Annotated in this window: 25 protein-coding genes and 1 pseudogene; 17 read left to right on the top strand and 9 right to left on the bottom strand. The window is 65.2% G+C overall.

The features are described from left to right. Positions 1-76 precede the first annotated feature (76 nt). Genes F600_RS0122030 through F600_RS0122010 form a run of 5 tightly spaced genes read left to right on the top strand, consistent with a single transcriptional unit; the run spans position 77 to position 5,050 of the window. On the top strand, positions 77-910 hold the full coding sequence (locus tag F600_RS0122030; RefSeq protein WP_026306833.1) for a GNAT family N-acetyltransferase: 834 nt from the start codon (positions 77-79) through the stop codon (positions 908-910). A 2-nt stretch (positions 911-912) separates the two neighbouring features. Beyond that, complete coding sequence (locus F600_RS29365; RefSeq protein WP_018162824.1) at positions 913-1,779, top strand: lysophospholipid acyltransferase family protein; 867 nt, start codon at positions 913-915, stop codon at positions 1,777-1,779. A gap of 23 nt (positions 1,780-1,802) precedes the next feature. Beyond that, positions 1,803-2,987, top strand: coding sequence for a cysteine desulfurase family protein (locus F600_RS0122020; RefSeq protein WP_018162823.1), 1,185 nt, complete (start codon positions 1,803-1,805; stop codon positions 2,985-2,987). Next, a complete protein-coding gene (gene mnmA, locus F600_RS0122015) occupies positions 2,988-4,067 on the top strand; it encodes a tRNA 2-thiouridine(34) synthase MnmA (protein WP_040632279.1) in 1,080 nt (359 codons plus the stop codon). Continuing rightward, the gene (locus F600_RS0122010) at positions 4,064-5,050 is read left to right on the top strand and encodes a methionine synthase (protein WP_018162821.1); all 987 of its coding nucleotides are present in this window, start codon (positions 4,064-4,066) and stop codon (positions 5,048-5,050) included. Before mnmA ends, F600_RS0122010 begins: the two co-directional genes overlap by 4 nt. Before the next feature lie 7 nt (positions 5,051-5,057). Here F600_RS0122010 and F600_RS31750 read toward each other — a convergent pair whose 3' ends face one another. Beyond that, the gene (locus tag F600_RS31750) at positions 5,058-5,297 is read right to left on the bottom strand and encodes a hypothetical protein (protein ID WP_156024765.1); all 240 of its coding nucleotides are present in this window, start codon (positions 5,295-5,297) and stop codon (positions 5,058-5,060) included. Positions 5,298-5,395: 98 nt separating this feature from the next. Continuing rightward, positions 5,396-5,779, bottom strand: a complete 384-nt coding sequence (locus F600_RS0122000) for an ankyrin repeat domain-containing protein (protein WP_018162819.1) — start codon at positions 5,777-5,779, stop codon at positions 5,396-5,398. 210 nt (positions 5,780-5,989) lie between these two features. Between F600_RS0122000 and ligA the strand changes: the two genes are divergently transcribed. Both ligA and F600_RS0121990 read left to right on the top strand, forming a co-directional pair. Next, on the top strand, positions 5,990-8,071 hold the full coding sequence (gene ligA, locus F600_RS0121995; RefSeq protein ID WP_018162818.1) for an NAD-dependent DNA ligase LigA: 2,082 nt from the start codon (positions 5,990-5,992) through the stop codon (positions 8,069-8,071). A 163-nt stretch (positions 8,072-8,234) separates the two neighbouring features. After that, complete coding sequence (locus F600_RS0121990; protein ID WP_018162817.1) at positions 8,235-8,894, top strand: SRPBCC family protein; 660 nt, start codon at positions 8,235-8,237, stop codon at positions 8,892-8,894. Here the strand turns inward: F600_RS0121990 and F600_RS0121985 are convergent. Continuing rightward, entirely contained in the window at positions 8,838-9,488 is a 651-nt protein-coding gene (locus F600_RS0121985; protein WP_018162816.1) for an ACT domain-containing protein, read from the bottom strand. The genes F600_RS0121990 and F600_RS0121985 overlap by 57 nt on opposite strands. A gap of 128 nt (positions 9,489-9,616) precedes the next feature. Here F600_RS0121985 and gatC point away from each other — a divergent pair, with 128 nt between their 5' ends. From gatC to gatB, 5 genes are all read left to right on the top strand, one after another. Beyond that, entirely contained in the window at positions 9,617-9,916 is a 300-nt protein-coding gene (gene gatC / locus F600_RS0121980; protein WP_026306831.1) for an Asp-tRNA(Asn)/Glu-tRNA(Gln) amidotransferase subunit GatC, read from the top strand. Next, positions 9,913-11,400 (top strand): Asp-tRNA(Asn)/Glu-tRNA(Gln) amidotransferase subunit GatA, encoded by a 1,488-nt coding sequence (gatA, locus tag F600_RS0121975; protein ID WP_018162814.1) that lies wholly within the window; start codon positions 9,913-9,915, stop codon positions 11,398-11,400. The genes gatC and gatA overlap by 4 nt, the downstream gene beginning before the upstream one ends. A gap of 50 nt (positions 11,401-11,450) precedes the next feature. Continuing rightward, the gene (locus F600_RS0121970) at positions 11,451-12,599 is read left to right on the top strand and encodes an MFS transporter (protein ID WP_018162813.1); all 1,149 of its coding nucleotides are present in this window, start codon (positions 11,451-11,453) and stop codon (positions 12,597-12,599) included. A gap of 104 nt (positions 12,600-12,703) precedes the next feature. Next, positions 12,704-13,450 (top strand): carbonic anhydrase, encoded by a 747-nt coding sequence (locus tag F600_RS29360; protein WP_018162812.1) that lies wholly within the window; start codon positions 12,704-12,706, stop codon positions 13,448-13,450. A 9-nt stretch (positions 13,451-13,459) separates the two neighbouring features. Then, positions 13,460-14,956: an Asp-tRNA(Asn)/Glu-tRNA(Gln) amidotransferase subunit GatB gene (gene gatB / locus F600_RS0121960; protein ID WP_018162811.1), complete on the top strand. Its 1,497-nt coding sequence runs from the start codon at positions 13,460-13,462 to the stop codon at positions 14,954-14,956. A gap of 15 nt (positions 14,957-14,971) precedes the next feature. Here gatB and F600_RS0121955 read toward each other — a convergent pair whose 3' ends face one another. Beyond that, a complete protein-coding gene (locus F600_RS0121955) occupies positions 14,972-16,084 on the bottom strand; it encodes a PQQ-dependent sugar dehydrogenase (protein ID WP_018162810.1) in 1,113 nt (370 codons plus the stop codon). Positions 16,085-16,185: 101 nt separating this feature from the next. Between F600_RS0121955 and F600_RS29355 the strand changes: the two genes are divergently transcribed. Further along, positions 16,186-16,953: a DoxX family protein gene (locus F600_RS29355; protein WP_018162809.1), complete on the top strand. Its 768-nt coding sequence runs from the start codon at positions 16,186-16,188 to the stop codon at positions 16,951-16,953. A gap of 15 nt (positions 16,954-16,968) precedes the next feature. On the opposite strand, the gene F600_RS29350 is transcribed toward F600_RS29355, so the two are convergent. Continuing rightward, on the bottom strand, positions 16,969-17,397 hold the full coding sequence (locus F600_RS29350) for a PH domain-containing protein (RefSeq protein WP_018162808.1): 429 nt from the start codon (positions 17,395-17,397) through the stop codon (positions 16,969-16,971). Positions 17,398-17,651: 254 nt separating this feature from the next. Here F600_RS29350 and F600_RS0121940 point away from each other — a divergent pair, with 254 nt between their 5' ends. Genes F600_RS0121940 through ilvC form a run of 3 tightly spaced genes read left to right on the top strand, consistent with a single transcriptional unit; the run spans position 17,652 to position 21,107 of the window. Next, the gene (locus F600_RS0121940) at positions 17,652-19,556 is read left to right on the top strand and encodes an acetolactate synthase large subunit (protein ID WP_026306830.1); all 1,905 of its coding nucleotides are present in this window, start codon (positions 17,652-17,654) and stop codon (positions 19,554-19,556) included. Next, positions 19,553-20,059, top strand: coding sequence for an acetolactate synthase small subunit (gene ilvN, locus F600_RS0121935; RefSeq protein WP_018162806.1), 507 nt, complete (start codon positions 19,553-19,555; stop codon positions 20,057-20,059). Before F600_RS0121940 ends, ilvN begins: the two co-directional genes overlap by 4 nt. 46 nt (positions 20,060-20,105) lie before the next feature. Continuing rightward, on the top strand, positions 20,106-21,107 hold the full coding sequence (gene ilvC, locus F600_RS0121930) for a ketol-acid reductoisomerase (RefSeq protein WP_174523579.1): 1,002 nt from the start codon (positions 20,106-20,108) through the stop codon (positions 21,105-21,107). A 47-nt stretch (positions 21,108-21,154) separates the two neighbouring features. Here the strand turns inward: ilvC and F600_RS30780 are convergent, their stop codons facing one another. Then, entirely contained in the window at positions 21,155-21,535 is a 381-nt protein-coding gene (locus F600_RS30780) for a hypothetical protein (protein ID WP_156024764.1), read from the bottom strand. Positions 21,536-21,697: 162 nt separating this feature from the next. Between F600_RS30780 and F600_RS0121920 the strand changes: the two genes are divergently transcribed. Further along, positions 21,698-22,522 carry a type IV toxin-antitoxin system AbiEi family antitoxin domain-containing protein gene (locus F600_RS0121920; RefSeq protein WP_018162803.1) on the top strand — a complete coding sequence of 275 codons (825 nt, stop codon included), beginning with the start codon at positions 21,698-21,700 and terminating at the stop codon, positions 22,520-22,522. A gap of 57 nt (positions 22,523-22,579) precedes the next feature. Here F600_RS0121920 and F600_RS29340 read toward each other — a convergent pair whose 3' ends face one another. The 3 genes and pseudogenes from F600_RS29340 to F600_RS29330 form a co-directional block, all read right to left on the bottom strand. Continuing rightward, entirely contained in the window at positions 22,580-23,422 is an 843-nt protein-coding gene (locus F600_RS29340) for an ABC transporter permease (RefSeq protein WP_156024763.1), read from the bottom strand. Between the two features lie 22 nt (positions 23,423-23,444). Beyond that, positions 23,445-24,221, bottom strand: a pseudogene (locus F600_RS29335) (ABC transporter ATP-binding protein); the annotation flags it as partial. 2 nt (positions 24,222-24,223) lie between these two features. Beyond that, entirely contained in the window at positions 24,224-25,321 is a 1,098-nt protein-coding gene (locus F600_RS29330) for an ABC transporter substrate-binding protein (RefSeq protein ID WP_245541604.1), read from the bottom strand. Positions 25,322-25,408 lie beyond the last annotated feature (87 nt).

Below are 25,408 nucleotides of genomic sequence, written 5' to 3'. Positions count from 1 at the left end.
ATCTGTTCACTCAGGCTTGAATGACTCGTCATTGGTTCGTCGCGGTGTCGCCGTTCGGCCCACCTAAACATGAATCATGTCTAGTTTGACGGTCCTCAAGAAGAGCGACAGCTTGCAGGGTGCAAGCAGCCCGAGCGCCGAGACGCGGCCTCGATACTCACTGGTGGTGTCCTCCGACAGGGCCCACCGTCTGGCAGCTCAGCGACTGCGTTTCGACGTATTCGCTGCCGAACCAGGCTTTGCGATTCCCTCGAACCCGGACGGCCTCGACGCCGACCGCTTCGACGAATACTGCGACCACTTGCTGGTGCGCGACGACCTGACTGATTCCTTCGTGGGCTGCTACCGCATGCTCCCGCCGGACGCGGCGATCACCACCGGCTATTACACCGCCACCGAGTTCGACATCGACGCACTCGACCCGCACGGCAACCGTGTTGTCGAAATGGGTCGCGCGTGTGTCCGGACCGAGCACCGCAACGGCACGGTACTGACGATGATGTGGGCCGGAATCCTGCAGTACATGCAGCTCACCGGCTACCAGACCATCATGGGCTGCGTGTCGGTGCCGATGCAGGCCACCCCGGAAGACCAGCCGGGCGTCAACGTCCGCGGCGTCCGCGATTTCGTCCTGGGCAAGCACGCGAACGACCCCGCCAAGCGCGTGCGGCCGTACAACCCGGTGATCGTCGACGGACGCAAGCTCGACGACCTGCCGGCACCGGTTCGGCCGGCGCTTCCGCCGCTCATGCAGGGCTACCTGCGACTCAACGCGCAGGTCTGCGGTGAGCCTTCGCACGACCCGGACTTCGGAGTCGCCGACTTCGTCACGACGCTCCAGATGGACCAGGTCAACGTCCGCTACCTCGACCGCCTCTCGCGGGCGATCTCCTCTCTGGAAGCGAGATAGCCATGGGTTCCGAGCACCACGCCTGGATGCCGCTGAGCCCGTGCGTGGACGGCTGCATCGACGCACCCCCGGTGACCGTCGGGCGAGCCGAGGTGGTGGCCCGGACGGCACGACTGCTGGGCATCATCTCCACCTTCGGTCCGGTTCACACGCTGGCACCGCAGGCGTGGCAGCCGGCAATCGTTCAGGCCTACTCGCGGTCGATGCTTCGCAATCTCGGGGTTGAGATCGAGGTCGTCGATCGCCGTCGGGCCGGGGAGTCCGCCCAGCGCGGCAAGCTAGTCGTCGCCTCGCACATCAGCTGGATCGATGGTCTCGCCGTCTCGGCGGTCGAGCCCAGCACGTTCGTCGGCAAGGCGGACATCACCGACGCCCAGCCGCTCAAGCAGGTCGCGAAGTGGATGAAGCTCATCCCGATCCGTCGGGAGAGCCTCACCGGGCTTCGTGCGGTGATCGACGAAGTGCGAACCCGCCTCGAGTACGGCAAGACCGTCACGATGTTCCCGGAGGGAACGACCTGGTGCGGCCGAGGAAGCGGTACCTTCCGGCCCGCGATCTTCCAGGCCGCGGTCGAATCCGGTGCACCGGTTCAGCCCATTCGGATCGAGTACTTCAATCCGGACGGAACCACCTGCACGACCCCCGGGTTTGTCGGAGATGACACCATCGCGACCTCGGTCCAGCGGTTGATCGCAGCGGACGGAATCCGGGCGCGGGTGACGCTCCTGCCGCTCGAGAAGCCCGGTCCCGACCGCCGCGAGCTCGCGACGCGATGTGCACTACGAGTGCAGGGCACGGCCGAGTTCGACTTCGCCGCCCACGGGGTCCTCGAGGGCTCGAGGAACACCACGAAAATGGTCCCGGCGTAAGTTGGCAGTACTCTGGTAGGGCTATGACGGTCTACCTCGATCACGCCGCCACCACTGCGATGGTGCCCGCGGCAATCGAGGCGATGAATTCGATCTTCCTTCAGGTCGGAAACCCGTCGTCCCTGCATGCTTCGGGTCGCGCGGCCCGGCGCACGATAGAAGAGTCCCGCGAGTCCATCGCGGAGTGCGTCGGCGCGCGACCGTCGGAGATCCTGTTCACCTCCGGTGGCACGGAGAGCGACAATCTCGCGGTCAAGGGCATCTTCTGGGCTCGACGCGAAGTCGACTCGCGCGGTACCCGGATCATCACGAGTGCGGTGGAACACCACGCGGTCCTCGATGCCGTGGAGTGGCTCGAGAAGCGCGAGGGTGCCGCCGTCACCTGGCTGCCGGTCGACGGCACCGGGGCGGTGTCGGTCACAGACTTCCGCGCGGCACTCGAAGAGTTCGGCGACGAGGTCGCACTGGCCACGGTCATGTGGGCGAACAACGAGGTCGGCACCCTCATGCCGATCACCGAGCTGGCTGCCGTGGCGGCCGAATATCGCGTTCCGCTGCACAGCGACGCGGTGCAGGCTGTGGGTGCGGTGCCAGTCGACTTCGCGTCGTCCGGTTTGGCGGCGCTGAGCTTCTCGGCGCACAAGTTCGGCGGACCGCGCGGCACCGGTGCCTTACTCCTCGGCCGTGACGTTGCTGCCGTGCCGCTCGTGCATGGCGGCGGCCATGAGCGCGACCTTCGCGGTGGAACGCTCGACACGGCCTCGATCGCTGCAATGGCGGCAGCCCTTCGGGAGATGACCGCCGACCTTGGCACCCGTTCGGCAGAGTTGGCGACGCTGCGCGACTACTTGATCACCGAGGTCCGGAGCGCGGTTCCCGACGCGATCCTCAACGGACCTGACGGTGAGAGACTGCCGGGAAACGCGCACTTCACCTTCCCCGGATGCGAAGGCGAATCGATGCTCATGCTGCTCGACGCCGCGGGCATCGAGTGCTCCACGGGATCGGCGTGCACGTCGGGTGTCGCCACGCCGAGTCATGTGCTCATGGCGATGGGAATGGGACGGGCCGCGGCTCGAGGATCGCTTCGATTCTCGCTGGGGCACACGTCCACGAAAGAAGACGTTGATGTGCTCGTCGCGGCCTTGCCGGCCGTCGTCGAGCGGGCGAAGGCCGCGGGCCTCATGAGTGTTGGGAGTATGCGTTAGATGCGGGTTTTGGCTGCAATGAGCGGTGGGGTCGACTCGGCGGTGGCGGCCGCGCGGGCGGTCGACGCTGGTCATGACGTCGTCGGCGTGCACTTGGCGTTGTCGACGGCGCCGGGCGCCCTCCGGACCGGATCGCGGGGCTGCTGCTCCCGCGAGGATGCCGGCGATGCCCAGCGCGCGGCGGATGTCCTCGGCATTCCGTTCTACGTCTGGGACTTCGCGGACCGCTTCAAGGAAGACGTCATCGATGACTTCGTGGCCGCCTACGCCGCGGGCGAGACGCCGAATCCGTGCCTGCGCTGCAACGAGAAGATCAAGTTCTCTGCGCTCGCCGAACGTGCACACGCACTCGGCTTCGACGCGGTCGTCACTGGTCACTACGCGCGGTTGTCCGATGGCGTTCTGCGCCGGGCGGTCGACGCCGACAAGGATCAGTCGTACGTTCTCGCGGTGCTCAACGCGGCGCAGCTACAGCGCGCGATGTTCCCGGTCGGCGACACCCCGAAGCCGGAAATCCGCGCCGAAGCCGCAGCTCGCGGCCTCGCCGTGGCGAACAAGCCGGACAGCCACGACATCTGCTTCATCCCGTCCGGTGACACCCAGGCATTCCTGGGCGCCCGGATCGGCGTGCGGAGTGGAAACGTCGTCGACGCGGAATCGGGCGCGGTTCTCGCGCAGCACAAGGGTGTTCACGAGTTCACGGTCGGGCAGCGCAAGGGCTTGGGGATTGCCGGGCCGGGTGCGGACGGACGTCCGCGCTACGTGACCGGGATCGACGCCGAGTCGGGCACCGTCACGGTCGGATCGGTCGAGCAGCTCGCGGTCACGACGATCGAGGCGAGCCGCGCGATCTGGACGTCGGGTTCGGCGCCCGATTCGCCGGTCGAGTGCGTCGTGCAGGTCCGCGCCCACGGTGGCACGGCTCCGGCCGTCGCCGAGTCAGTCGGTACCGGAATGCGCATTTCCCTTCGTGAGCCGCTGACCGGCGTGGCCAAGGGCCAGGCTGCGGTTCTCTATGTTCCGGACTCTGCGGGGGACCGGGTCATCGGCAGCGGCACGATTTCGGGAACTCATCGGTGACTCTGACCACCGGAATCGGGTCTTGGCCCGGCCGTGACCCGCGTGAGGCTGCGTCGATCGTGGTGGGCGAATTGTCGATCCCGCACGTCGTCGAGCTTCCAGCGCGCGGTCTCGGCGCGGACATGATCGGTCGTGCGAGCGCGATCCTCACCGATCTTCATTTCGACATCTCGACGCGGTCGTATCGGCTGGCCATGCGTCCGGGTGCGGTCGCCAAGGTCGCGCGCGATCGGCTGCGCGAAGATCTCGACGCGCTCGAGGAAGCGTGGGAGACCTCACGTTGCCTGGCCCCGGTCGTGAAAGTGCAGGCGGCGGGCCCCTGGACGCTCGCGGCGTCGGTCGAGCTGGCGAACGGGCACCGCGCGATGACCGATCCGGGTGCCGTGCGGGACATTGCGTCTTCACTCGCCGATGGGTTGCGCGAGCACGCGGCGGAGGTCGCGAAGCGACTGAACACCAAGGTCATCGTGCAGATCGACGAGCCGGAGCTGCCCGCGGTTCTCGCCGGGACTCTGAGTGCGGCATCCGCGTTGAACATCGTTCGGGCGGTTCCGGAGCGGGAGGCGTTGAAGGTTCTCGAGAGCGTCATCGAGGGCATTGGGCTGCCGACCACGATTCATTGCTGTGCCGACCGTGCGCCGCTCGGACTCTTCCGGAAGTCGAGCGCGGCCGCCGTGGCAATCGATGTCGCGAAGTTGAAGACGGCCGACCTCGACCACCTCGGTGAGATCCTCGACGCCGGCAAGAACCTGTGGCTCGGGCTGGTTCCGACCGCGCCGGAACCGGGATTCAACTTCAAGAGTGCAGCCGAGCCCGCGACCAGGCTGTTCGACCGACTCGGGTTCCCGAAGTCGATGCTTGCCGACCGCGTCGTTGTGACGCCGTCGTGCGGCCTCGGCGGCTCATCGGGCGAGTGGGCGCGCCGCGCACTGGCGGTGTGCACGGATGTCGCGAAGTCGTTTTCCGAGGCCGACGAGGTTTAGCAGTCGTCTACGGCGGCGGCGTCGTGTTGAAGCCCCGGTATCCAAAGTTGTAGCTGAACCCGCCGACGGTTCCCGAAACGCTGTTGCTGCTCGAGAAGCCGAAGGTTCCGGTGCACCAGACCAAGGTGCCCTTCGTCGTACACGTTGGGGCTGTGGATGCAACGGCCGGCGCCATGAGGGTCAGGCCAGCACCGCACAGACAAGCGGCGACCATTCGGCGGGTAGTGGGGGACTTGAGAATTGCCATCGCTGTGACTCCTCGCGCTGACAAGGTGGAACGTTCACAGTCCACTCTTCTCGCCCGCAAAGACCGCTGGCAATGGTCAACACGCAGGACAGCGGGTGTTACTTGCCGCCGAGTTCGAATCCGAACATCGAGGCGGCTTCACGCGCGCTCGGTTCGCCCAAGTCGGGGTTGGCGCCCGCCGCGAGCAGGCCGTCGACGACCGCTCGCGCGCGCTTGAAGACCGCTCCCGCCAGCGGCGTCTGCCCGCGGTCGTTGGCGAGGTTGGGGTTCGCCCCGAGCTCCAGGAGACCGGCCACCAGATCGGTGTGCGCGTGGTAAGCCGCGAGCATCAGGAAACTGTTTCCGTTGACGTCGAGCAGGTTCACCGGCACACCCGCGCGGATGTGGTCGAGGAGGTCGATCTTGCCCTCGCGGGCCAGGTCGAACAGCGCTTCGGCCAGCTCGAGGATGGCATCGGGTACGGGTACTCCCTCATCGCTCATACCCTTGAGCGTAGGACGTGTCTGGCAATTTCGTGGCCTACTGCGCGACGGCCAGAAGCACGTCTGCGGCGTTGTCCTCGTCGGATATAGCTCCGCTATGTCCTCCTCGTCCGCCTTGCATTCCGCACACCTGGCCGCCGCTCGCTACGGCCAGAAATCGCCAGACACATCCAACCGGCTTGTCAGCCCCCTGGACTAAGGTTCAAAACCGTGACCGACACTGAATCCGGACAGCCGCAGGGTGCGTCGCCCGAGGTCCGTCAGCGCTGGCAGGAACTCGCCGAACAGGTTCGCGACCACCAGTTCCGGTACTACGTCAAAGACGCGCCGATCATCTCCGACGGCGAGTTCGACGCGCTGTTCAACGAGCTGAAGGCCATCGAGGAAGCGCATCCGGACTTGCGCACGCCCGATTCGCCTACACAGATCGTCGGTGGCGGATTCGCGAGTGACTTCACCGCGGTCGACCACCTCGAACGCATGCTCAGTCTCGACAACGCGTTCAGTGACGACGAACTGCGCGCGTGGGCCCGGCGAGTCGAGTCGGAAGTGGGTTCTGAACTGCACTATCTGTGCGAGGTGAAGATCGACGGGCTGGCTCTCAACCTGGTCTACGAGAACGGTCGCCTGGTCCGGGCCGCCACGCGAGGAGATGGCCGCACCGGCGAAGACGTCACCCTCAACGCGCGCACCATCACCGACATCCCCGAAGTTCTGACCGGGACTGACGCCTATCCGGTTCCGGAGTTGCTCGAAGTGCGTGGCGAAGTGTTCTTTCGGGTCAGCGACTTCGAGGCGCTCAACGCGGCGATCGTCGCAGAAGGCAAAGCGCCGTATGCGAATCCACGCAACACCGCGGCGGGTTCGCTGCGGCAGAAGGATCCGTCGGTCACCGCGCGCCGGAATCTGCGCATGTTCTGCCACGGCCTCGGTCGGAGTATCGGCTTCACCCCGACCTCGCAGTACGACGCCTACGAAGCGCTCGCGGCGTGGGGTCTGCCCGTATCTCCGTACACCAAGCGGGTTCAGGGCGTCGACGCCGTCCTCGAGCGAATGCAGTACTGGGGCGAACACCGGCACTCGATCGAGCACGAACTCGACGGCCTCGTCGTCAAGGTCGACGAGGTCGCTCTGCAGCGTCGCCTCGGCTCGACCTCACGGGCGCCCCGTTGGGCGATCGCGTTCAAATACCCGCCGGAGGAAGTCACCACCAAGCTCCTCGACATCAAGGTGAATGTCGGGCGCACCGGCCGCGTGACCCCGTTCGCGTACATGGAGCCCGTGCTCGTGGCCGGATCGACGGTGTCGTACGCGACGCTGCACAATGCGTCCGAAGTCAAGCGCAAGGGCGTTCTCATCGGCGACACCGTTGTTCTGCGCAAGGCGGGAGACGTGATCCCGGAAGTGTTGGGCCCGGTCGCCGACGCCCGCACCGGCGACGAACGCGAGTTCGTCATGCCGACGAACTGCCCGGAATGCGGTTCCGAACTGGCCCCCGAGAAAGAGGGCGATGCCGACATCCGGTGCCCCAATCAGCGCAGCTGTCCAGCGCAGATGCGGGAGCGGCTGTTCCATCTTTCGGGCCGCGGAGCGTTCGACATCGAGGTTCTCGGCTACGAGGCCGCCGTCGACCTGCTGAAGTCCGGGGTTCTGAACGACGAGGGCGACCTGTTCTCGCTCACCGAGGAAGACCTCCTCAAGACGACGCTCTTCGTCAAGAAAGAGGGCGGTCTGTCCGCGAACGGCAGGCGTCTCCTGGACAACCTCGAGGCCGCGAAGGACCGGCCGCTGTGGCGCGTGCTCGTGGCTCTGTCGATCCGGCACGTCGGGCCGACTGCCGCGCGCGCGTTGGCGACGGAATTCGGTGATCTCGAGGTCATTCGCAATGCCTCGGCCGAGCAGCTCGGCGCGGTGGAGGGTGTCGGCGGAACGATCGCCGCGGCGGTGGCCGAGTGGTTCACCGTTGACTGGCACCGGGACATCGTCGACAAGTGGATGGCCGCGGGCGTACGAACGCGTGACGAGCGCGACGAGACGATCGAGCGCAATCTCGAGGGCTTGTCGATCGTCGTCACCGGATCGCTTGCCGGCTTCTCCCGCGACCAGGCGAAGGAAGCGATCATCACCCGCGGCGGCAAAGCCGCAAGTTCGGTGTCGAAGAAGACAGCGTTCGTGGTCATCGGAGACGCGCCCGGTTCGAAGGCCGACAAGGCCGAAGAGCTGGGAGTTCCGATCCTGGACGAGGACGGTTTCCGCAAGCTTTTGGCGGAGGGTCCGGCCGCGGTTAGTTGAGCCTTCAACGAGGTGACCGCGAGGTTCGCGCCGGCTTTATGATCGTGTTGGTTGAGCACCAGTGCCGTCGCCGATCCACAGCAAGCACGTGTGCTGCACGAACCTCGCGCGTCGAGGGTCTACATTTTTCGGCAGCACCGCAGTGGCGTTGGAGGTGAGAATCATGTCGGTATCCGAGACGACGGTTCTCGTCGCGGCGCCTCCGGAAGCCGTATGGGACTTCATCGGCAACGCCGATAACTGGCCGGTGTTCGCGCCCGGCATCGAGAAGGCGATTCAGGTCAAGGGCGACTCGTTCGAGACTGGCGCCCTCATCGAAATCCACGGTCATCTGCTGATGGCTCCCGTCAGCTTCACGGTCGAGGCGATCGCAGCCGAGCGACCGATAGTGTCGAGCATCCGGTCGACGGTGGGTACCTTCCAGTTCACCGCAACCTGCACGATCGCCGTGACGCCCTACGGTTCCGCGACGACGATGCGGGTAGAGATCGAACCCGAGTTCGGTGGGCTCTTCGCTGGTCTCGCGGACGCGGTGAGCGCGCTGGCTTATCGCACGTTGCTGCAGTCGAAGATGATGGCGGTCGCGGACGTCATCGATGGCGGCAGTCGGTCATCGTTGACGAAGTTGCAGCGCAAAGTCTTACGGCTGCTTCAGCAGGGGTGGTCGGACCGCGAGATCGCCGACCAGTTGAATTTGAGTCCGCGCGTCGTCGGACAGCACGTCGACTCGATTCTCAACGCGTTCAAGATCTCCGCGCGAGATGCGTTAGCCCAGCACGGTCCCGATGATCCCGGCAAGATAGCCGAGACGAGCAACCTCTGACGGCCGGAAGGCCGGACCGCCGGGACGGCCCAGGACCAGCACCTTTCCGGTGTGACCGAGCGGCGCCGCGGCGAGTTTGGTGTTCATGTCCTGCCAGATCTTCGGCACCCAGTCCGCGTCGCCGTCGAGGACAGCGGGCTTGGTGAGCGGCATCCACGGCACTTCCGTCGCCTGCGTGAGCGGCGCACCCGGGCTGCCGACGACGCGGTAGACGCCGTCAGCTCCCGTGTCGATGACGGTGCACCACCCGACGCGCAGCACACGTGGGGTGATGTCGACGAGCACCTGTAGCCGGTCGTGCGTGGCGGTCGCGACACGGTCGATGAGTTCGAGTTCCCGGTGTGCGTCGAGAAGTCCGGCGTACGGGCGGATCGAGTCGACGTGAACGCCCGGGAGCGTTTCCGCGGCCGTGATGATCGAGTCCGGCAGCGAGCCGAGGCTCAAATCGACGACGATGTCGTCGACCGCGTAGCCGTCACCCCGCTCGACAACGTCGAGAGACAGGATGTCGGCGCCGACCTTTCCGAGTGCGAGGGCAAGAGCGCCGAGGCTTCCTGGGCGGTCCGGCAATTGGACTCGCAGCAAGTACGACACGTGCCTGCCTTTCGCAACGTCTGGGTACGGATGAACAGTCTGTCGGACCCATCCTTACACTGTTGGAGCGCGGACGAGACTTTGGCCGTGCGCTTTCACAGAGGTTTAACCACCCGAAAGGGGCTCGCGTGCCCGCGATATCGCGTGATGAGGTGGCTCATCTCGCCAGGCTTTCCCGTTTGGCGCTGACCGATGCCGAACTCGACCACTTCGCCGGACAGCTCGAGGGGATCCTCAACTACGTCCAGCAGGTGACCGAGGTCGCGGGTGCTGACGTGCGCCCGATGACGAACCCGAACCCGGCGACCAACGTCACCCGTCCGGACTCGGTCGTCACCGGTTTGACGCAGGAGCAGGCACTTGCCGGTGCGCCGGCGGCCGAAGACGGTCGTTTCAAGGTCCCGCAGATTCTGGGAGAGGCCGAATGAGCGACTTGACCACGCAGTCCGCCGCGGACCTCGCCGGGCTCATCCATTCGAAGCAGGTGTCCTCGGCGGAGGTCGTCCAGGCTCATCTGGACCGCATCGCCGCGGTCGACGCGAACTTCGGTGCATTCCTGCACGTCGCGGGGGAGTCGGCGCTCAAGGCCGCACGCGCCGTCGACGACAGCCTCGCTCGTGGTGAGGCTCCGGCGTCCCCGCTTGCGGGTGTCCCGCTGGCGCTGAAGGACGTCTTCACCGCCACCGACATGCCGACGACCTGCGGTTCGAAGATCCTCGAAGGCTGGACCGCGCCCTACGACGCCACGCTGACCGCCAAGCTGCGCGCGGCGGGCATCCCGATCCTCGGCAAGACCAACATGGACGAGTTCGCTATGGGCAGTTCGACCGAGAACTCCGCCTACGGACCGACCCGGAACCCGTGGGATGTCACCCGAATCCCCGGCGGCTCGGGCGGTGGCTCGGCGGCCGCACTCGCGTCGTTCCAAGCGCCGCTTGCCATCGGTACCGACACCGGTGGATCGATCCGTCAGCCGGCCGCCGTCACCGCGACCGTCGGCACAAAGCCGACGTACGGCACGGTCTCGCGCTACGGTCTCGTCGCCTGCGCGTCGTCGCTGGACCAGGGTGGCCCCTGCGGTCGCACGGTCCTCGACACGGCGCTGCTGCATGAGGTCATCGCTGGTCATGACCCGCTCGATTCGACCTCGATGAACGTCGCGATCCCAGACCTCGTCGCCGCCGCACGTGCTGGCGCACAGGGTGATCTGAAGGGCGTTCGCGTCGGTGTCGTGAAGGAGCTCAAGTCCGGCGCGTACCAGGACGGCGTGCTGGCGTCCTTTGATGCCGCGGTTGCGGTCCTCAAGGACCTCGGTGCTGAAGTTGTCGAGGTGTCGTGCCCAAGTTTTGTCTACGGCATCGCGGCCTACTACCTGATCCTGCCGAGTGAGGTGTCGTCGAACCTCGCTCGCTTCGACGCACTCCGGTACGGACTGCGCGTCGGCGACGACGGTTCGAACAGCTCGGACCAGGTCACCGCGCTGACCCGCGAGGCCGGTTTCGGCCCAGAGGTCAAGCGCCGCATCATGATCGGTACCTACGCGCTGTCCGCCGGCTACTTCGACGAGTTCTATGGCCAGGCGCTCAAGGTTCGGCGACTCATCGCCGACGACTTTGCGCGGGCCTACGAGCAGGTCGACGTTCTCATCTCGCCGACGAGTCCGTTCACCGCGTGGAAGATCGGCGAGAAGGTCGACGACCCGCTCGCGATGTACATGGCCGACCTGTGCACCATCCCGACGAACCTCGCTGGTACGTGTGCAATCTCGGTGCCGTCGGGTCTGGCCGCGGAAGACAATCTCCCGGTCGGACTCCAGATCATGGCGCCGGTCATGGCCGACGACCGTCTGTATCGCGTTGCCGCGGCATACGAAGCCGCGCGCGGGGCGATGCCGCTGCCGACGCTCAGCTGATTGTGGACGCTAGGTCGCGGGTAGCGCGACCTAGCGTCCACAATCGAGGCATGCAGGAGCCGCTGTTCACGGCGGGGTTCATCAAGCTGATGATCGCCGACTTGGCGTACTTCCTGTGCTTCGGAATCGGCATCTACACCCTGCCGTTGTTCGTCGTAGGTCCGATCGGCGGTGGCCGCGCCGCAGCCGGGTTCGCGGTCGGCGCCTTCAGCGTGACGGCTTTGTTCCTTCGTCCGCTGGCGGGTGCGCTCGCGGATGCGATCGGTCGGCGCCCGATGATGATCGGCGGAACACTTCTAGCCGCTCTCGCGACGGGCGGCCTGATGTTCGTCGACAGTTTCTGGCCGGTGATCCTGCTCCGGATCATCACCGGAGTCGCAGAGGCCGCTTTCTTCGTCGCTGGATTCGCGGCGCTGGCTGACCTCGCACCGGCGCACCGCCTCGCTGAGGCCTTGAGCTACAACTCGCTGTCGCTCTACCTCGGTCTCGCGATCGGGCCGGTTCTCGGACAAGTTCTCGTCAGCCGGTCCGGCTTCGCCGGCGCCTGGCTCGGAGCGGCCGTATTCGGGCTCATCGCCGTGGTTGCGACGTACGTGTTTCCAGAAACGAGCACTGCCACCGGCCGACTTGATCTGTCATGGAAGCACGTCATCAACCGCCCCGCGTTCGGGCCGTCCGTCGCGTTGTTCTGCGGAATCTTCGGTGCGGGTGCGTTTCTCGCATTTGCGGTGATTCGGGCGCGCGATATCCCGATGGAGAATCCAAGCCTGGTGCTGTTCGTCTACGGCGGCGTGGTCGTGCTGTGCCGGGTCGCTTTGGCGAAGCTTGCCGACCACGCGAACCCCATGCGCATCGGTGCCATCGGGTTGCTGTTTGTTGCCGCCGGGCTCGTCGTCGCCGCTTCCACGATGTCTGCCCTGGCTCTCATTTCCGGCGCGGTCCTGCTCGCGGTCGGCACATCACTGACCACGCCGGCGTTCTTCGCCGCTGCTTTCTCGCGCGTGCCGCCGGAGGATCGGGGAGCGGCGTCGGGTACGGCGAGCATCTTCATCGATCTCGGACTTGGCGGTGGCCCGATCGTCGCCGGGTTGATCACCGAACAAGCCAGTCTCACAGCAGCTTTCCTGGCGTGTGCGGTTCTCGCTGCGATCGGCTTCGGGTTTTCGGCGGCGGTCCGAAACGATGTCGTTCAATCCTGAATCAGAAGGAATTCCTAAGAAAACATACCGAGTGGTATGCCTGGTCTGAGTGCGGCGATACGCTCAGTTTTGACAGCGTCGCCATCGCGAGGAAGTAGCGGATCATGGCCGAGTCAACCTTGCTCTCACGCAGCAATTTCCTGAAGTTCAGCTCCGTCGCAGCCGCCGGCACTCTGCTTGCGGCGTGCAGTTCCAACAAAGACAGTTCCAGCGGTTCCACGACGTCGAGTGCGACAGCGTCACTACCGCCCGTCACGAACGGCGCCGAAGCACTCCAGCGCCTGAAGGACGGCAACTCGCGGTTCGTGACGAACAAGGCGACGTGCCCCGAGGACACTCCGCTTCGCCGCGCCGAGTTGGCGGAAGGGCAGACGCCGTTTGCCCTCCTGCTCAGCTGTATCGACTCCCGGGTGCCGCCGGAGTTGGTTTTCGACCAAGGTCTGGGCGATCTCATGGTGATTCGGTCCGGCGGTCAGGTTCTCGATCGTGCGGTCATCGGCAGCCTCGAGTACGGCGTTGCCGTCATCAAATGCCCGCTGCTCATGGTTCTGGGACACGGAAAGTGTGGAGCGGTCGACTCGACCATCAAGTCGATCCAGGACAACAGCACGAACGAGGGTCTAGGCGACATCGCATTTCTCATCGAGCAGATCGGCACCAACATCCGGCCGCTCGTGGAAAAGGGCGGCGACGATCTGCTGTACCGGTGCATCGACGCGAACTCCAAGGGGATCGCGGCTGATCTACCCAACCGGTCGTCGATCATTAAGAAAGCGGTCGCCGACGGCAAACTCACGATCGTCGCCGCTGACTACCACCTCGAATCCGGGAAGGTCGCGCTGCTCACCTAAGATTCACTGGTGACCGTAGAGCTTCTGGAATTCGACGACGTCATCGCTCGCTTCGAGCCCGTACTCGGCATGGAAGTGCACGTCGAACTCGGTACCGCGACGAAGATGTTCTGCAGCTGCGCCAACGTGTTCGGCTCCGAGCCGAACACCCACGTGTGCCCGGTGTGCCTAGGACTTCCCGGTTCGCTACCGGTGGTCAACGGGAAGGCCGTCGAGGCTGCCGTCCGGATCGGTCTGGCCCTGAACTGCTCGATCACGCCGTGGGGCCGGTTCGCGCGGAAGAACTATTTCTACCCGGACATCCCCAAGGGCTACCAGATCAGCCAGTACGACGAGCCGATCGCGACCAATGGCTACCTCGACGTCCCGCTCGATGACGGTTCGATCTTCCGCGTAGAAATCGAGCGCGCGCACATGGAGGAAGACACCGGAAAGTCGCTGCACGTCGGCGGTGCCACCGGTCGAATCCACGGTGCGAGCCACTCGCTGCTCGACTACAACCGGGCCGGCGTCCCGCTCGTCGAGATCGTCACCAAGCCGATTACCGGTTCCGGCGACCGTGCACCCGAGGTTGCCCGCGCGTACGTGACCGCGCTGCGTGACCTGCTCAAGTCGCTCGGGGTCTCTGACGTGAAGATGGAGCAGGGTTCGCTGCGCTGCGATGCGAACGTCTCTCTCATGCCGGTCGGCGCCACCGTCTTCGGAACGCGCACCGAGACCAAGAACGTGAACTCCCTGCGCAGCGTCGAAGCGGCGGTTCGGTTCGAAATGCGTCGCCAGGCCGCGGTGCTCACCGACGGCGGCGAGATCATCCAGGAGACGCGGCACTACCAGGAGGCAGACGGCAGCACGTCGCCGGGTCGCCGCAAGGAGACCGCGGAAGACTACCGCTACTTCCCGGAGCCGGACCTGCAGCCCATCGCGCCGGACGAGGCCTGGGTCGACAGCCTGCGCGGAACGATTCCGGAGTACCCGTGGCTCGTGCGCGGTCGCATCCAGGCGGAGTGGGGCCTGTCGAACGAGGTCATGCGCGACCTCCTGAACACCGGCGCCCTCGATCTCATCATCGCCACTGTCGACGCGGGCGCACCTGCTGACCAGGCGCGTTCGTGGTGGGTCGCCTACCTCACCGAGAAGTCGAAGGAGCGCGAGGTCGCGCTTGACGAGCTGCCGATCACCCCGGCTCAGGTCGCGCGGGTCATCGCACTCATCGTCGACGGAAAGCTCAACAACAAGGTCGCCAAGCAGGTCGTGGACGGTGTTCTCGCGGGAGAAGGCGAGCCCGACGAGGTCGTCGAGAAGCGCGGACTTGCGGTCGAGCGCGACGACTCGAAGCTCAAGGCCATGGTCGACGAGGCGCTGGCCGCCAACCCGGCGATCGCCGACAAGATCCGCGCCGGGCAGGTTCAGGCAGCCGGAAAGATCATCGGCGACGTCATGAAGGCGAGCCGTGGTCAGGCGGACGCAGCTCGCGTTCGCGAGCTGGTCCTCGAAGCCTGCAGCTAGCCGGAGGGGCGGGCCCTAGTCCGACCCGCCGCCCGCCGGCGACTGCGGTGGGATCCGGATGACGCGGTCGTCGAACGGGCCCGGCGTGCCGCTGGTCTTGTTGGCGGTCGTGATCCAGATCAGGCCGTCCGGACCTGTCGCCGCGCCGTGCAATGCGCCGTAGCGCTGCTGAAGAGCGATCGACGGTGCGGTGGATACGGTGCCGGTGCTCGCCTCGACGCGGACGACGGCGAGCGCCTTCGCGAACTCCAGCGAAACCACGATGGCGTCCGCTGCGGCAGCGCATCCGGCGACACCGGGCTTGTCCGGCCAGGTCCACACCGAATTGAGAACCGTCCCGTCGCTGGTGACCTTCGACAGTCGGTCCTCGGTTTCCGTGCGGTCAGTGACCCAGATGTTGCCCTGCGGGTCGGGGCACAGTCCGCCGGCGCGGCCGACGCCAGACATGAGGATCGAGGAGGGGGAGGCGCCGGTGGTCTGTGGGTCGGTGATCCGCAGAACCTTTCCGGCGCGGGAGTTCGGGTCCGCCGCTGCGGCCGGTGATCCGGAATCCCCGGTCAGCACGATGAGATCACCGTTGGGCGCGAAGTCGATCGCTCCCGCGTTGCCGTCGGGGCCCTTCGGAATACCGACGAGGATCGGCTTCGGTTCATCGCCGGGTGCCAAGCGGACGATTCGGTTGTCGCTGCCGGTTGTCACGTAGGCATAGATCAATTTGTCTTCGTCGTAGTGCGGGGACAAGGCGATGTCCGTGAGCCCGCCGTCGCCGGTCGCGTCGACGTTGAGCTTGGCGACCTCGACGGGCTTGCGATCCGCGGTGACCTGCAGGATTCGGCCCGTGCGTCGTTCGGTGACGAGCGCGCTGCCCGCATCGGGCAGGACGACGATGCCGCCGGTGGTGTCGAGGCAGCTCACGACGACGGCTTCGTCTGGATCGATGCACGGACCGGTGGGCCGCGGTGCCTTCGAGGTCGTCGTGGGGGTCCCGGGCCCGACTTCGCCGCCGAGCGCCTGGGTGGGCGGGGGCTCGAACGGACTGGTGGTGGAGTCGTCGAATCGTGCGCAACCGGTGAGGAGTATGGCCGTCATCGCTGACACTGCTGCGATGCGAGCGAGACGGAACGACATGAGCGCAATCGTACGCAACGTGCTTATTGCCACTCGGTACGAGCACGGCACGCCGGGCCGGGTTCAGGTATCTGCGTGGTAGGGGGTCTTAGGCTGGCGGGGTGACGGACAAGCGGAAGTCGGGCGTGACCGACGCCGATTTCGTTATGCCCGCTCACGGATCGAACATCTCGTACCCGCTCACCGACGACGACCTCGATGTCGATCTCGACGAGGCGATGACGACGTACCCGATCTCATCGAGCATGCCGCGCGTCCGGTCGACGGAGATTCGCCCGAACAGCCCGGCTGTCGTGCCGAAGCCGGCGGCTCCAGTCAATGCTCGGCATGGACGCCACGAAGAGGAGCACCACCGTCGCGGAACCAGCGACCTCGGTCTGCTGCTTCTCCGGGTGTCGGTCGGCGGCATCATGCTCTTCCACGGACTGCGCAAGATCACCGGTTGGTGGGGCGGCCCCGGCTTCAGCGAGATGGCCGACGCCGTCGCCGGTGCGAACTGGAAGCAGCCGCACCTCACCGCCGTGCTGTTCGCGGTCGGCGAGACGCTCGGCGGACTCATGGTTCTACTCGGTGTCGCGACACCGGTCGCGGCCAGCGCCGTCCTGGCCATCGTGATCAATTCCTGGCTGACGCGACAGGCGCTCGCGCCTGGATTGCAGTTCAGTGCGCCGGGCGGTCCCGAATATCAGACTCTGCTCATCGGGGCGACGTCGTCGATCATTTTGGCTGGTCCGGGTCGACTCTCCCTCGATCGCCGAATGGGATGGGCGATCCGTCCGCACGCCGGGTCACTGGCGGCGTTCCTCGCGGCCATTGCGATTGCCGCCGCGACCTGGGTCGTGCTGCACGGCGGCAATCCGTTCGTCTAGCGCTCGCCTTGAGTGCTAACGCTCGCCGGGGTCCGGAATGTGGCCGTGCGATGTCACGGCGAGTTCCCGCAGGCGGTCGACGTTGACGGTGAGAAGCGCGACCTCAGTCTCATCGAGCAGAACCGCCCGCGCCCAGCCATGCTTCGGCATGCGGATGCCCTTGAGGTTCGACCAGCTGATCTTCTGATCGCCGAAGATGCGGTGCACGACGAGACCGGACTTGTTGACGGTCGTGCCGGCTCGTAGAACCCAGAACGTCAGTCCGATGGGGATGAGGTAGAGCCACCCCAGCGCCAGCGGCCATCCGAGCGCCACGAAGCTGGTCAGGATGAACATGAATCCCAGGGGGATCAGCACCTGCCGGTTCGTCCGGATGGTGTACGAGTTCGGAAGCTTGGTGTGGGAAGATTCTTCCGGTGGCACGGACTGATGCGATTCGGACACAACTCCATCCTCGCATTAGCGTCTTTGGGTCTCACACAATGGGATCTGTCTTCAGGGTTTGGCTGAAGTTATTTGACTCAGTGGTACGCGCACGCATAATCTGTCGTCCGTGATCCGATTTGAGATTCTCGTAGTAGACCGGCGCGTCGACGCCTGAGTCTGCTGTTTAACTCAAAGCAACGACGCGCCACCCTCGCACAGCGATGCTGTCGAGGGTTTTTTGTTGTCCGGAAGACATAAGGGGAGTCACGAAAGTGAGCGCACCAACAGCTCGGCCTGGGAATCCGTCCCGCCGGCCGATGCCCGCGGCGGCCGCGCCGGTCAGTCCTGCACGTCCACAAGGCGCGCCAGAACCGGTAACCGGTGCACAGTCGGTCGTTCGAGCCCTCGAGGAGCTCGGTGTCGACACGGCGTTCGGTATTCCGGGCGGTGCGATCCTTCCGTTCTACGACCCGCTCTTCGACTCGAAGAAGGTCCGTCACGTCCTGGTCCGCCACGAGCAGGGCGCGGGTCACGCTGCGACCGGTTATGCCCAGGCGACCGGCAAGGTCGGCGTCTGCATCGCGACCTCGGGTCCCGGTGCGACGAACCTCGTGACCCCGATCGCGGACGCCTACATGGACTCGGTGCCGATCGTCGCGATCACCGGCCAGGTCCCGATGGCGATGATCGGAACCGACGCGTTCCAGGAAGCTGACATCTGCGGCATCACCATGCCGATCACGAAGCACAACTTCCTCATCACCGACGCGATCGACATCCCGCGCATCATGGCGGAGGCGTTCTACATCGCCTCGTCTGGACGTCCGGGCCCGGTTCTCGTCGACATCCCGAAGAGCATCCTGCAGACGAACACCACGTTCAGCTGGCCGCCGGAGATGCGTCTGCCGGGCTACCGCCCGGTCACCAAGCCGCATGGCAAGCAGGTGCGCGAAGCTGCCCGCCTGATCCTCGCCGCCAAGCAGCCGGTGTTCTATGTCGGTGGCGGCGTTATCAAGGCCAATGCCGCAGAGCAGCTGCGTCAGCTCGCCGAACTGACCGGCATCCCGGTCGTGACCACGCTGATGGCACTGGGCTCGTTCCCCGACACCCACCCGCTCAACATGGGTATGCCGGGCATGCACGGCACCGTCGGTGCGGTTGCCGCGCTCCAGAAGTCGGACCTGCTGATCACCCTCGGCGCGCGCTTCGACGACCGCGTGACCGGCAAGCTCGACTCGTTCGCGCCGGACGCCAAGGTCATCCACGCCGACATCGATCCGGCGGAGATCGGCAAGAACCGGCACGCGGACGTGCCGATCGTCGGCGACTGCAAGGAAGTCATCAACGAGCTCATCGAGGCGCTGCGGGCGGACTTCGCCACCGGCAGCAAGATCGAGATCGCCAAGTGGTGGGCCTACCTCGACGGCATCCGCAAGCGCTACCCGCTGGGCTATGACGCCCAGTCGGACGGCACGCTCGGACCCGAGTTCGTCATCGAGAAGATCGGCCAGCTCGCCGGTCCGGACGCGATCTACGTTGCCGGCGTTGGTCAGCACCAGATGTGGGCGGCGCAGTTCGTCACCTACGAGAAGCCGCGCACGTGGCTCAACTCGGGCGGCCTCGGGACCATGGGCTACTCGGTGCCGGCCGCGATGGGCGCCAAGATGGGCATGCCCGACAAGGAAGTCTGGGCCATCGACGGTGACGGCTGCTTCCAGATGACCAACCAGGAACTCGCGACGTGTGCGCTCGAAGGCGTGCCGATCAAGGTGGCGGTCATCAACAACGGCAACCTCGGCATGGTTCGCCAGTGGCAGACGCTGTTCTACGACCAGCGGTACTCGAACACCGAGCTCGGCACCCACCACAAGATCCGGATTCCGGACTTCGTGAAGCTTGCCGAGGCCCTCGGTTGCGTCGGTATCCGCGTCGAGCGCGAAGAAGACGTTGAGCCGGCGATCCGCCAGGCGCAGGCCATCAACGACCGCCCGGTCGTCATCGACTTCATCGTCGGGAAGGACGCCCAGGTGTGGCCGATGGTCGCCGCCGGCACGTCGAACAGCGAGATCATGTTCGCGCGCGGCATCCGCCCGCTGTTCGATGACGACGAGAACATTTCGGAACCCGCCGTGATCCATGAGGCCATGGAGCGGTCCCAGCAGGGAGAGGAAGAATGACCGTCACGCGTCACACGCTGAGCGTTCTGGTCGAGGACAAGCCCGGTGTACTGGCTCGCGTCGCTGCGTTGTTCTCGCGGCGCGGGTTCAACATCGAGTCGCTCGCCGTCGGTGGCACCGAGCTCCCCGAGGTCTCGCGCATGACGATCGTCGTGACTGTCGAGGACCTGCCACTCGAACAGGTGACCAAGCAGCTCAACAAGCTGGTCAACGTCCTGAAAATCGTTGAGCAGGAAGAGGAAGCGTCAGTCAACCGCGAACTCGTCCTGGTCAAGGTGCGGGCTGATTCGTCCAATCGTGGACAGGTCATCGAGGCCGTCAACCTCTTCCGCGCGAAGGTCATCGACGTGGCTCCGGATTCCCTCATCGTGGAAGCGACGGGGACCAATTCGAAGCTCGAGGCACTCCTGCGTATGCTCGAACCGTTTGGCATTCGCGAAATCGTTCAATCCGGCGTCGTCGCGGTGGGCCGCGGACCCAAGTCAATCTCTGCCAGTCGCTAAGACTGGCCCCAGAAGCTAAAGAGGAGAACCACCAGTGGCAGTCGAGATGTTCTACGACGACGACGCTGACCTGTCGATCATCCAGGGCCGCAAGGTCGCTGTCATCGGCTACGGCAGCCAGGGTCACGCTCACTCGCTGAGCCTTCGTGACTCGGGCGTCCAGGTGAAGGTCGGCCTGCGCGAGGGTTCGGCCGGCCGCGCCAAGGCAGAGGAGGCTGGCCTCGAGGTCGGCACCGCTGCTGAGGTCGCCGCTTGGGCCGACGTCATCATGATCCTGGCGCCGGACACCGCCCAGGCCAAGATCTTCACCGAGGACATCGAGCCGAACCTCAAGGACGGCGACGCGCTGTTCTTCGGCCACGGCCTCAACATCCACTTCGGCCTGATCAAGCCTCCGGCCAACGTCACCGTTGCCATGGTTGCTCCGAAGGGCCCGGGTCACCTCGTTCGTCGTCAGTACCAGGACGGCAAGGGCGTTCCGTGCCTCGTCGCCGTTCACCAGGACCCGAAGGGCGAGGGCTTGGCGCTCGCGCTGTCGTGGGCCAAGGGCATCGGTGGCACCCGCGCTGGTGTCATCAAGACCGACTTCAAGGAAGAGACCGAGACCGACCTCTTCGGTGAGCAGGCCGTTCTCTGCGGTGGTACCGAAGAGCTCGTCAAGACCGGTTTCGAGGTCATGGTCGAGGCTGGCTACGCGCCGGAGATGGCGTACTTCGAGGTTCTCCACGAGCTCAAGCTCATCGTCGACCTCATGTACGAGGGTGGCATCGCCCGCATGAACTACTCGGTGTCGGACACCGCTGAGTTCGGTGGCTACCTGTCGGGCCCGCGCGTCATCGACGCCGGCACCAAGGAGCGCATGAAGGCGATCCTGTCCGACATCCAGGACGGCACTTTCGTCAAGCGCCTCGTCGCCAACGTCGAGGGTGGCAACAAGGAGCTCGAGGGTCTGCGTAAGGCCAACGCCGAGCACCCGATCGAGGTCGTCGGCGCGCAGCTGCGTGGCCTGATGAGCTGGGTCGACCGCCCGATCACCGAGACCGCTTAAGTTCTCACACACAAAAGAGCCGGCCACCAGGCCGGCTCTTTTGCGTTCTAGCCCTGGTAGAGCGTGACGACGGCGTCCTTGCCTCCGGTGCAGGTGACGGTCGCGCTCATGTAGTCCGGCTGGCACCACATGTCGTAGGTCTGCTTGGTGACCGGGCTGTAGGCCTGCACCCAGCGCGCCTGGCGAGCCGGTCCGCTGGTTGCGAAGGCCAGCCGGACGTTCTCGGCGAACGCGCACGAGGTGTGGTCGTTGCCGGCCGACGAGGCGGTGAATCCGTTGATCGGTCCGTACTGCGGGGCGCAGAAGCCGGCCTGCATGCCACCGGCGGCTCCGGTGTCTGCGGACGCGGTTCCGGCGACAAGCAGGGGAGCGGCCATTGCGGCTCCGACGACTCCGAGTCCGACGATTGCGAGGCGGTTGATGTTCATTTTCATGTCCTGTCTGGGATGTTCTTCCGGCTTCTCCGGCGATGCCATAACTTTCGCTTTTCGCAGGTCAGCGCGTTGTCCGGCGACCGGATGGTCCGTGGGGTGACAGGCGTGTCCACCGATCGGTGGAACCGGGGGCGGGCCGTTCGCGTCTGATTGCACGTGGAGGAAGTCGAGCGGTTGATTGCGAGGTACGGCGGAGTTGTCTCGACGAGGCAGTTGATCGCCGGCGGTATGCCCAAGGCCGAGATTCGCAAGCTGGGCTGGGACCGTCCGCGGCGCGGTTGGTACGCATCGCCGAACGCGAACGCGAGAGTCCTCCGCGCGGTCAAGGCCGGCGGTGTGGTGAGCTGTGTATCGGTTCTCCGCCTGCATGGCGTGTGGGTTTCCGATACTGAACTGCATATTCGCTACGCGGCGCGGGCACTGAGGCCAACGGGCCGGAACTGCCAGCCGTATCGGAGGCGTCCGCGAGAAGAGGGGTCGATCGACACCTTGGACGTGGCACTGGCGTGCGCGGTGAACTGCCTGGACCCAGAGCAGGTGGTCGTTGCGCTTGACTCGGCGCTCAACAAGCGGCTGATTCAGATGGCCGATGCCACGACCTTGATCCGTGACTCGAAGTATGCCCACCTGCGCCTGGATGAGAAGTGCGAGCGGGACAGCGAGTCAGGACTGGAGACGATGACCAGGCTTCGACTGCGCAGCCGAAATATCGCGGTGCGGATTCAGGTCGTCGTCGGCGACATCGGTCGTGTCGACCTGTTGATCGGCCGGTCGCTGATCATCGAGTGCGACGGGGAGGACACGCACCGGGAGAAGTTTCACGCCGACCGGGAGCGTGATCGGCGGCTTAAAGCATTGGGATTCAACGTGATTCGGTTGACCAAGCAAGATATCGAGGACAACTGGAAGGATGCCGAGCAGGACATTCTGGCGGTGATCCGGCGAGGTGACCACCTCAAGCCTGCTCAAGTTGTCGTCTGACAGCCGAGGCAACCCCACATGGGAGTTGCCTCGGTTGTCAGCACACAAGTGGAGCAGCTACTGCTTAGGTCGCCACTTCGTGACGCGCGATTCGACGAACACGAGCAGGTAGTTCAGGCCCAGACCGATGATCGAGACGGTCAGGATGCCGGCGTACATCTGCGGAATCTGGAAATTGAACTGCGACGAGATGATCAGGTAGCCGAGGCCGGCCTTTGCACCGACGTACTCCGTCGTGATGAGCACGAGCATCGAAGCTGCAGTCGCCAGCCGAAGACCGGTGAAGATCGTCGGCAGGGCCGCCGGCACGATGACCTTGTAGAAGAGCTTGAAGTCCTTCAAACCCAGCGATCGCGCCGACTTGATCAACAGCGGATCGACTGTGCGGGCGCCGCTGATCGTGTTGTACAGAATCGGCCAGAAGCACGCGTAGCCGATGATTGCGATCTTCGACAGGTCGCCGATTCCCAGGATCAGCGTGAACACGGGTAGCAGTGCCACCGCGGCCGTGTTCAGGAAGATTGCCAAGAGGGGCGAAAGCACCTCGGCCACAGCCGAATACCACGCGATCAGCAGGCCCAGCGGCACTGCGATCGAGACCGCCACGAGCAGTCCGGTCAACGATCGGTGCAGGCTCGCGTCGATGCTGATCCACAGGTCACCCGACAGCGTCAGTTGCCACAGCGCTGAGAGCACCTCGCTCAACGGGCTGAGAAACGCCCGGTCGACCCAGCCGAGCCTCGGCGCGACTTCCCAGATCGAGAGGAAGGTCGCCACAGCGACCACTCGTTTGGCAATCGTGCTCACCAGTGGAAGCACCCGACGAGGCCTGCGGACGGCCGGCACCGCGCGAGCGACGACGGAAACCGGCTTGTCGAGAGTTGCGATAACCAACGCCAACCACCTCCTGTGCTTCGAAGGTCTTGCGGACCTCGTCGTGGAGCAGACCCCAGATCTGACGTCGATAGGCGATGAAGTCGGGGGTCGAGCGCAGATCTTCGACGGCTCGATCCCCGAGATCGATCTGGACGATTTCTTTGATCCGCCCTGGTCGCGACGTCATGACCGCCACCCGCTGGCCGAGGAACACCGACTCGTCGATGCCGTGCGTGATGAACAGGATCGTCGTACCGGTGCGTTTCCAGATCTCAAGCAGGTCGCCTTGCAGCGCCTCCCGAGTCTGCGCATCGAGGGCTGCGTACGGCTCGTCCATCAACAGAACTTCCGGTTCGTAGGCGAGGCTGCGCGCGATCGCCACGCGCTGCCGCATCCCGCCGGACAGTTCGTGCGGGTAATGCTTCGCGAAGGCCAAGAGTCCGACCTGTGCCAGCACTTCCCGCGCCCGCTCGGCCCGCTGCTTGCGGGGCACGCCCTTCACTTCGAGCCCGAACTCGACGTTTGCCTGCGCAGTCCGCCAGGGAAACAGTGCGTATTGCTGGAACACGACTCCGCGATCGAGGCCCGGGCCGGTGACCGGCTGGTCACCGAGCAGGATCTGCCCCGAGGTCGGAGTGGTGAGGCCCGCGACGAGATCGAGCAGGGTGGACTTGCCGCACCCGCTGGGACCGACCAGGGTGAGAAACTCACCCTGAGCGATGTCCAGCGAGATATTGTCGAGCGCGGTGAAGTCCGGCCCGCCGTTGCGCGCCGGGAACGTCTTGGTGACGTCCCGAAGCTGAATTCCGGTGTGGGAAGCCATGACTACTTCTTCGCCGCTTGCGGTGCCTGAGCGTCTGCCGGCTGGACCGCCGTCGTGGCGTTGGTGTTGAACTCGTTGGTGAACAACTCGTTCGCCGACGGCAACTCCTTCACCGCACCGGTGGCCTTGAGCCAGTCTGCCCAGCGCTCGAAGTCCGAGTATTCGATGTAGCCGTAGTACGACGGGACGCCAGGCGTGAGCCAGTACTTGAGGGTGTCAGTGTTCTCGTTCGGCCGGTGACGTGCCTCGATGATCGTGGTGAAGGTCTTGATGACCTCGTCGCGCGGGGTCAGCCGAGCCCACTGGATCGCCTTGCCGACGCCGTCGACGAATGCGCGCACAGCATCGGGGTTCTTCTTGATGAAGTCATTGCGGAAGACGTACGGACCACCGTTGAACGGGCCGCCGTACTCCGAATGCTGGTCCCACAGAACCCGGAGACCACCGGCCGCGTCCGCACGCTGCTTGAACTGGCCGGAGAGGCCGGCGGCGTCGACCTGACCCTTGCGCAGCGCGTCTTCCTGGTTCGGCGGCGGCAGAGTCACGAGTTCGACCTGCTTGATCTCCTCCTGGGTCAGGCCCTCCTTCTTCAGTTCGTTGAAGATGTCGGCCTCGTTCTGACCTCCGAGCGTGTTCACGGCTACCTTCTTGCCGATGAGGTCGCGCGCGGACTTGATCGGGCTGTCGGCCGGAACGTAGTAGGCGCCGAAGTCCTTGTCGTCACCGCCGTAGTAGTTGATGACGGCCTTGATGTCGGCTCCGGAGGAGACCAGCTTCGCGACCGCGCCGCCGAAAGCTCCGCCGAAGTCGGTCTCGCCGGTGGCCGCGGACTGGATGTCCTGCGGTCCGCTGATGGTGTTTCCGACCCAGTTGAGCTTGATCTTGCCGTCGAAGAAGCCGAGGTAGTCGGCGAGTTCGGGAAGGGTCACCTGGTTGTTCCAGCCCTGGTAGCGCAGCGTGGTCACGCCCGACGCGTCGGGACCGGATTCGCTCGATTCGCTCGACCCGCAGGCGGTCAGGACCGTCGCCGCGGCGACGGCAAGAGCCACCACGCGCACGGCTGGTTTCCGCCGAAATCGGAATTGGGTACGGATCGACAACGTAGTTCTCCTTGATGAATGGCACGCCAAACAAGTGCTCGATCGAGCACGCACGGCGCAAAAGGGGTGCGCAACAAAGGCGCGAGG

The sequence above is a fragment of the Smaragdicoccus niigatensis DSM 44881 = NBRC 103563 genome, assembly GCF_000380645.1.
Taxonomy (GTDB): Bacteria; Actinomycetota; Actinomycetes; order Mycobacteriales; family Mycobacteriaceae; genus Smaragdicoccus; species Smaragdicoccus niigatensis.
Note: the sequence above shows the minus strand (reverse complement) of the source record. Positions and strands in the feature narration are given on the sequence as shown.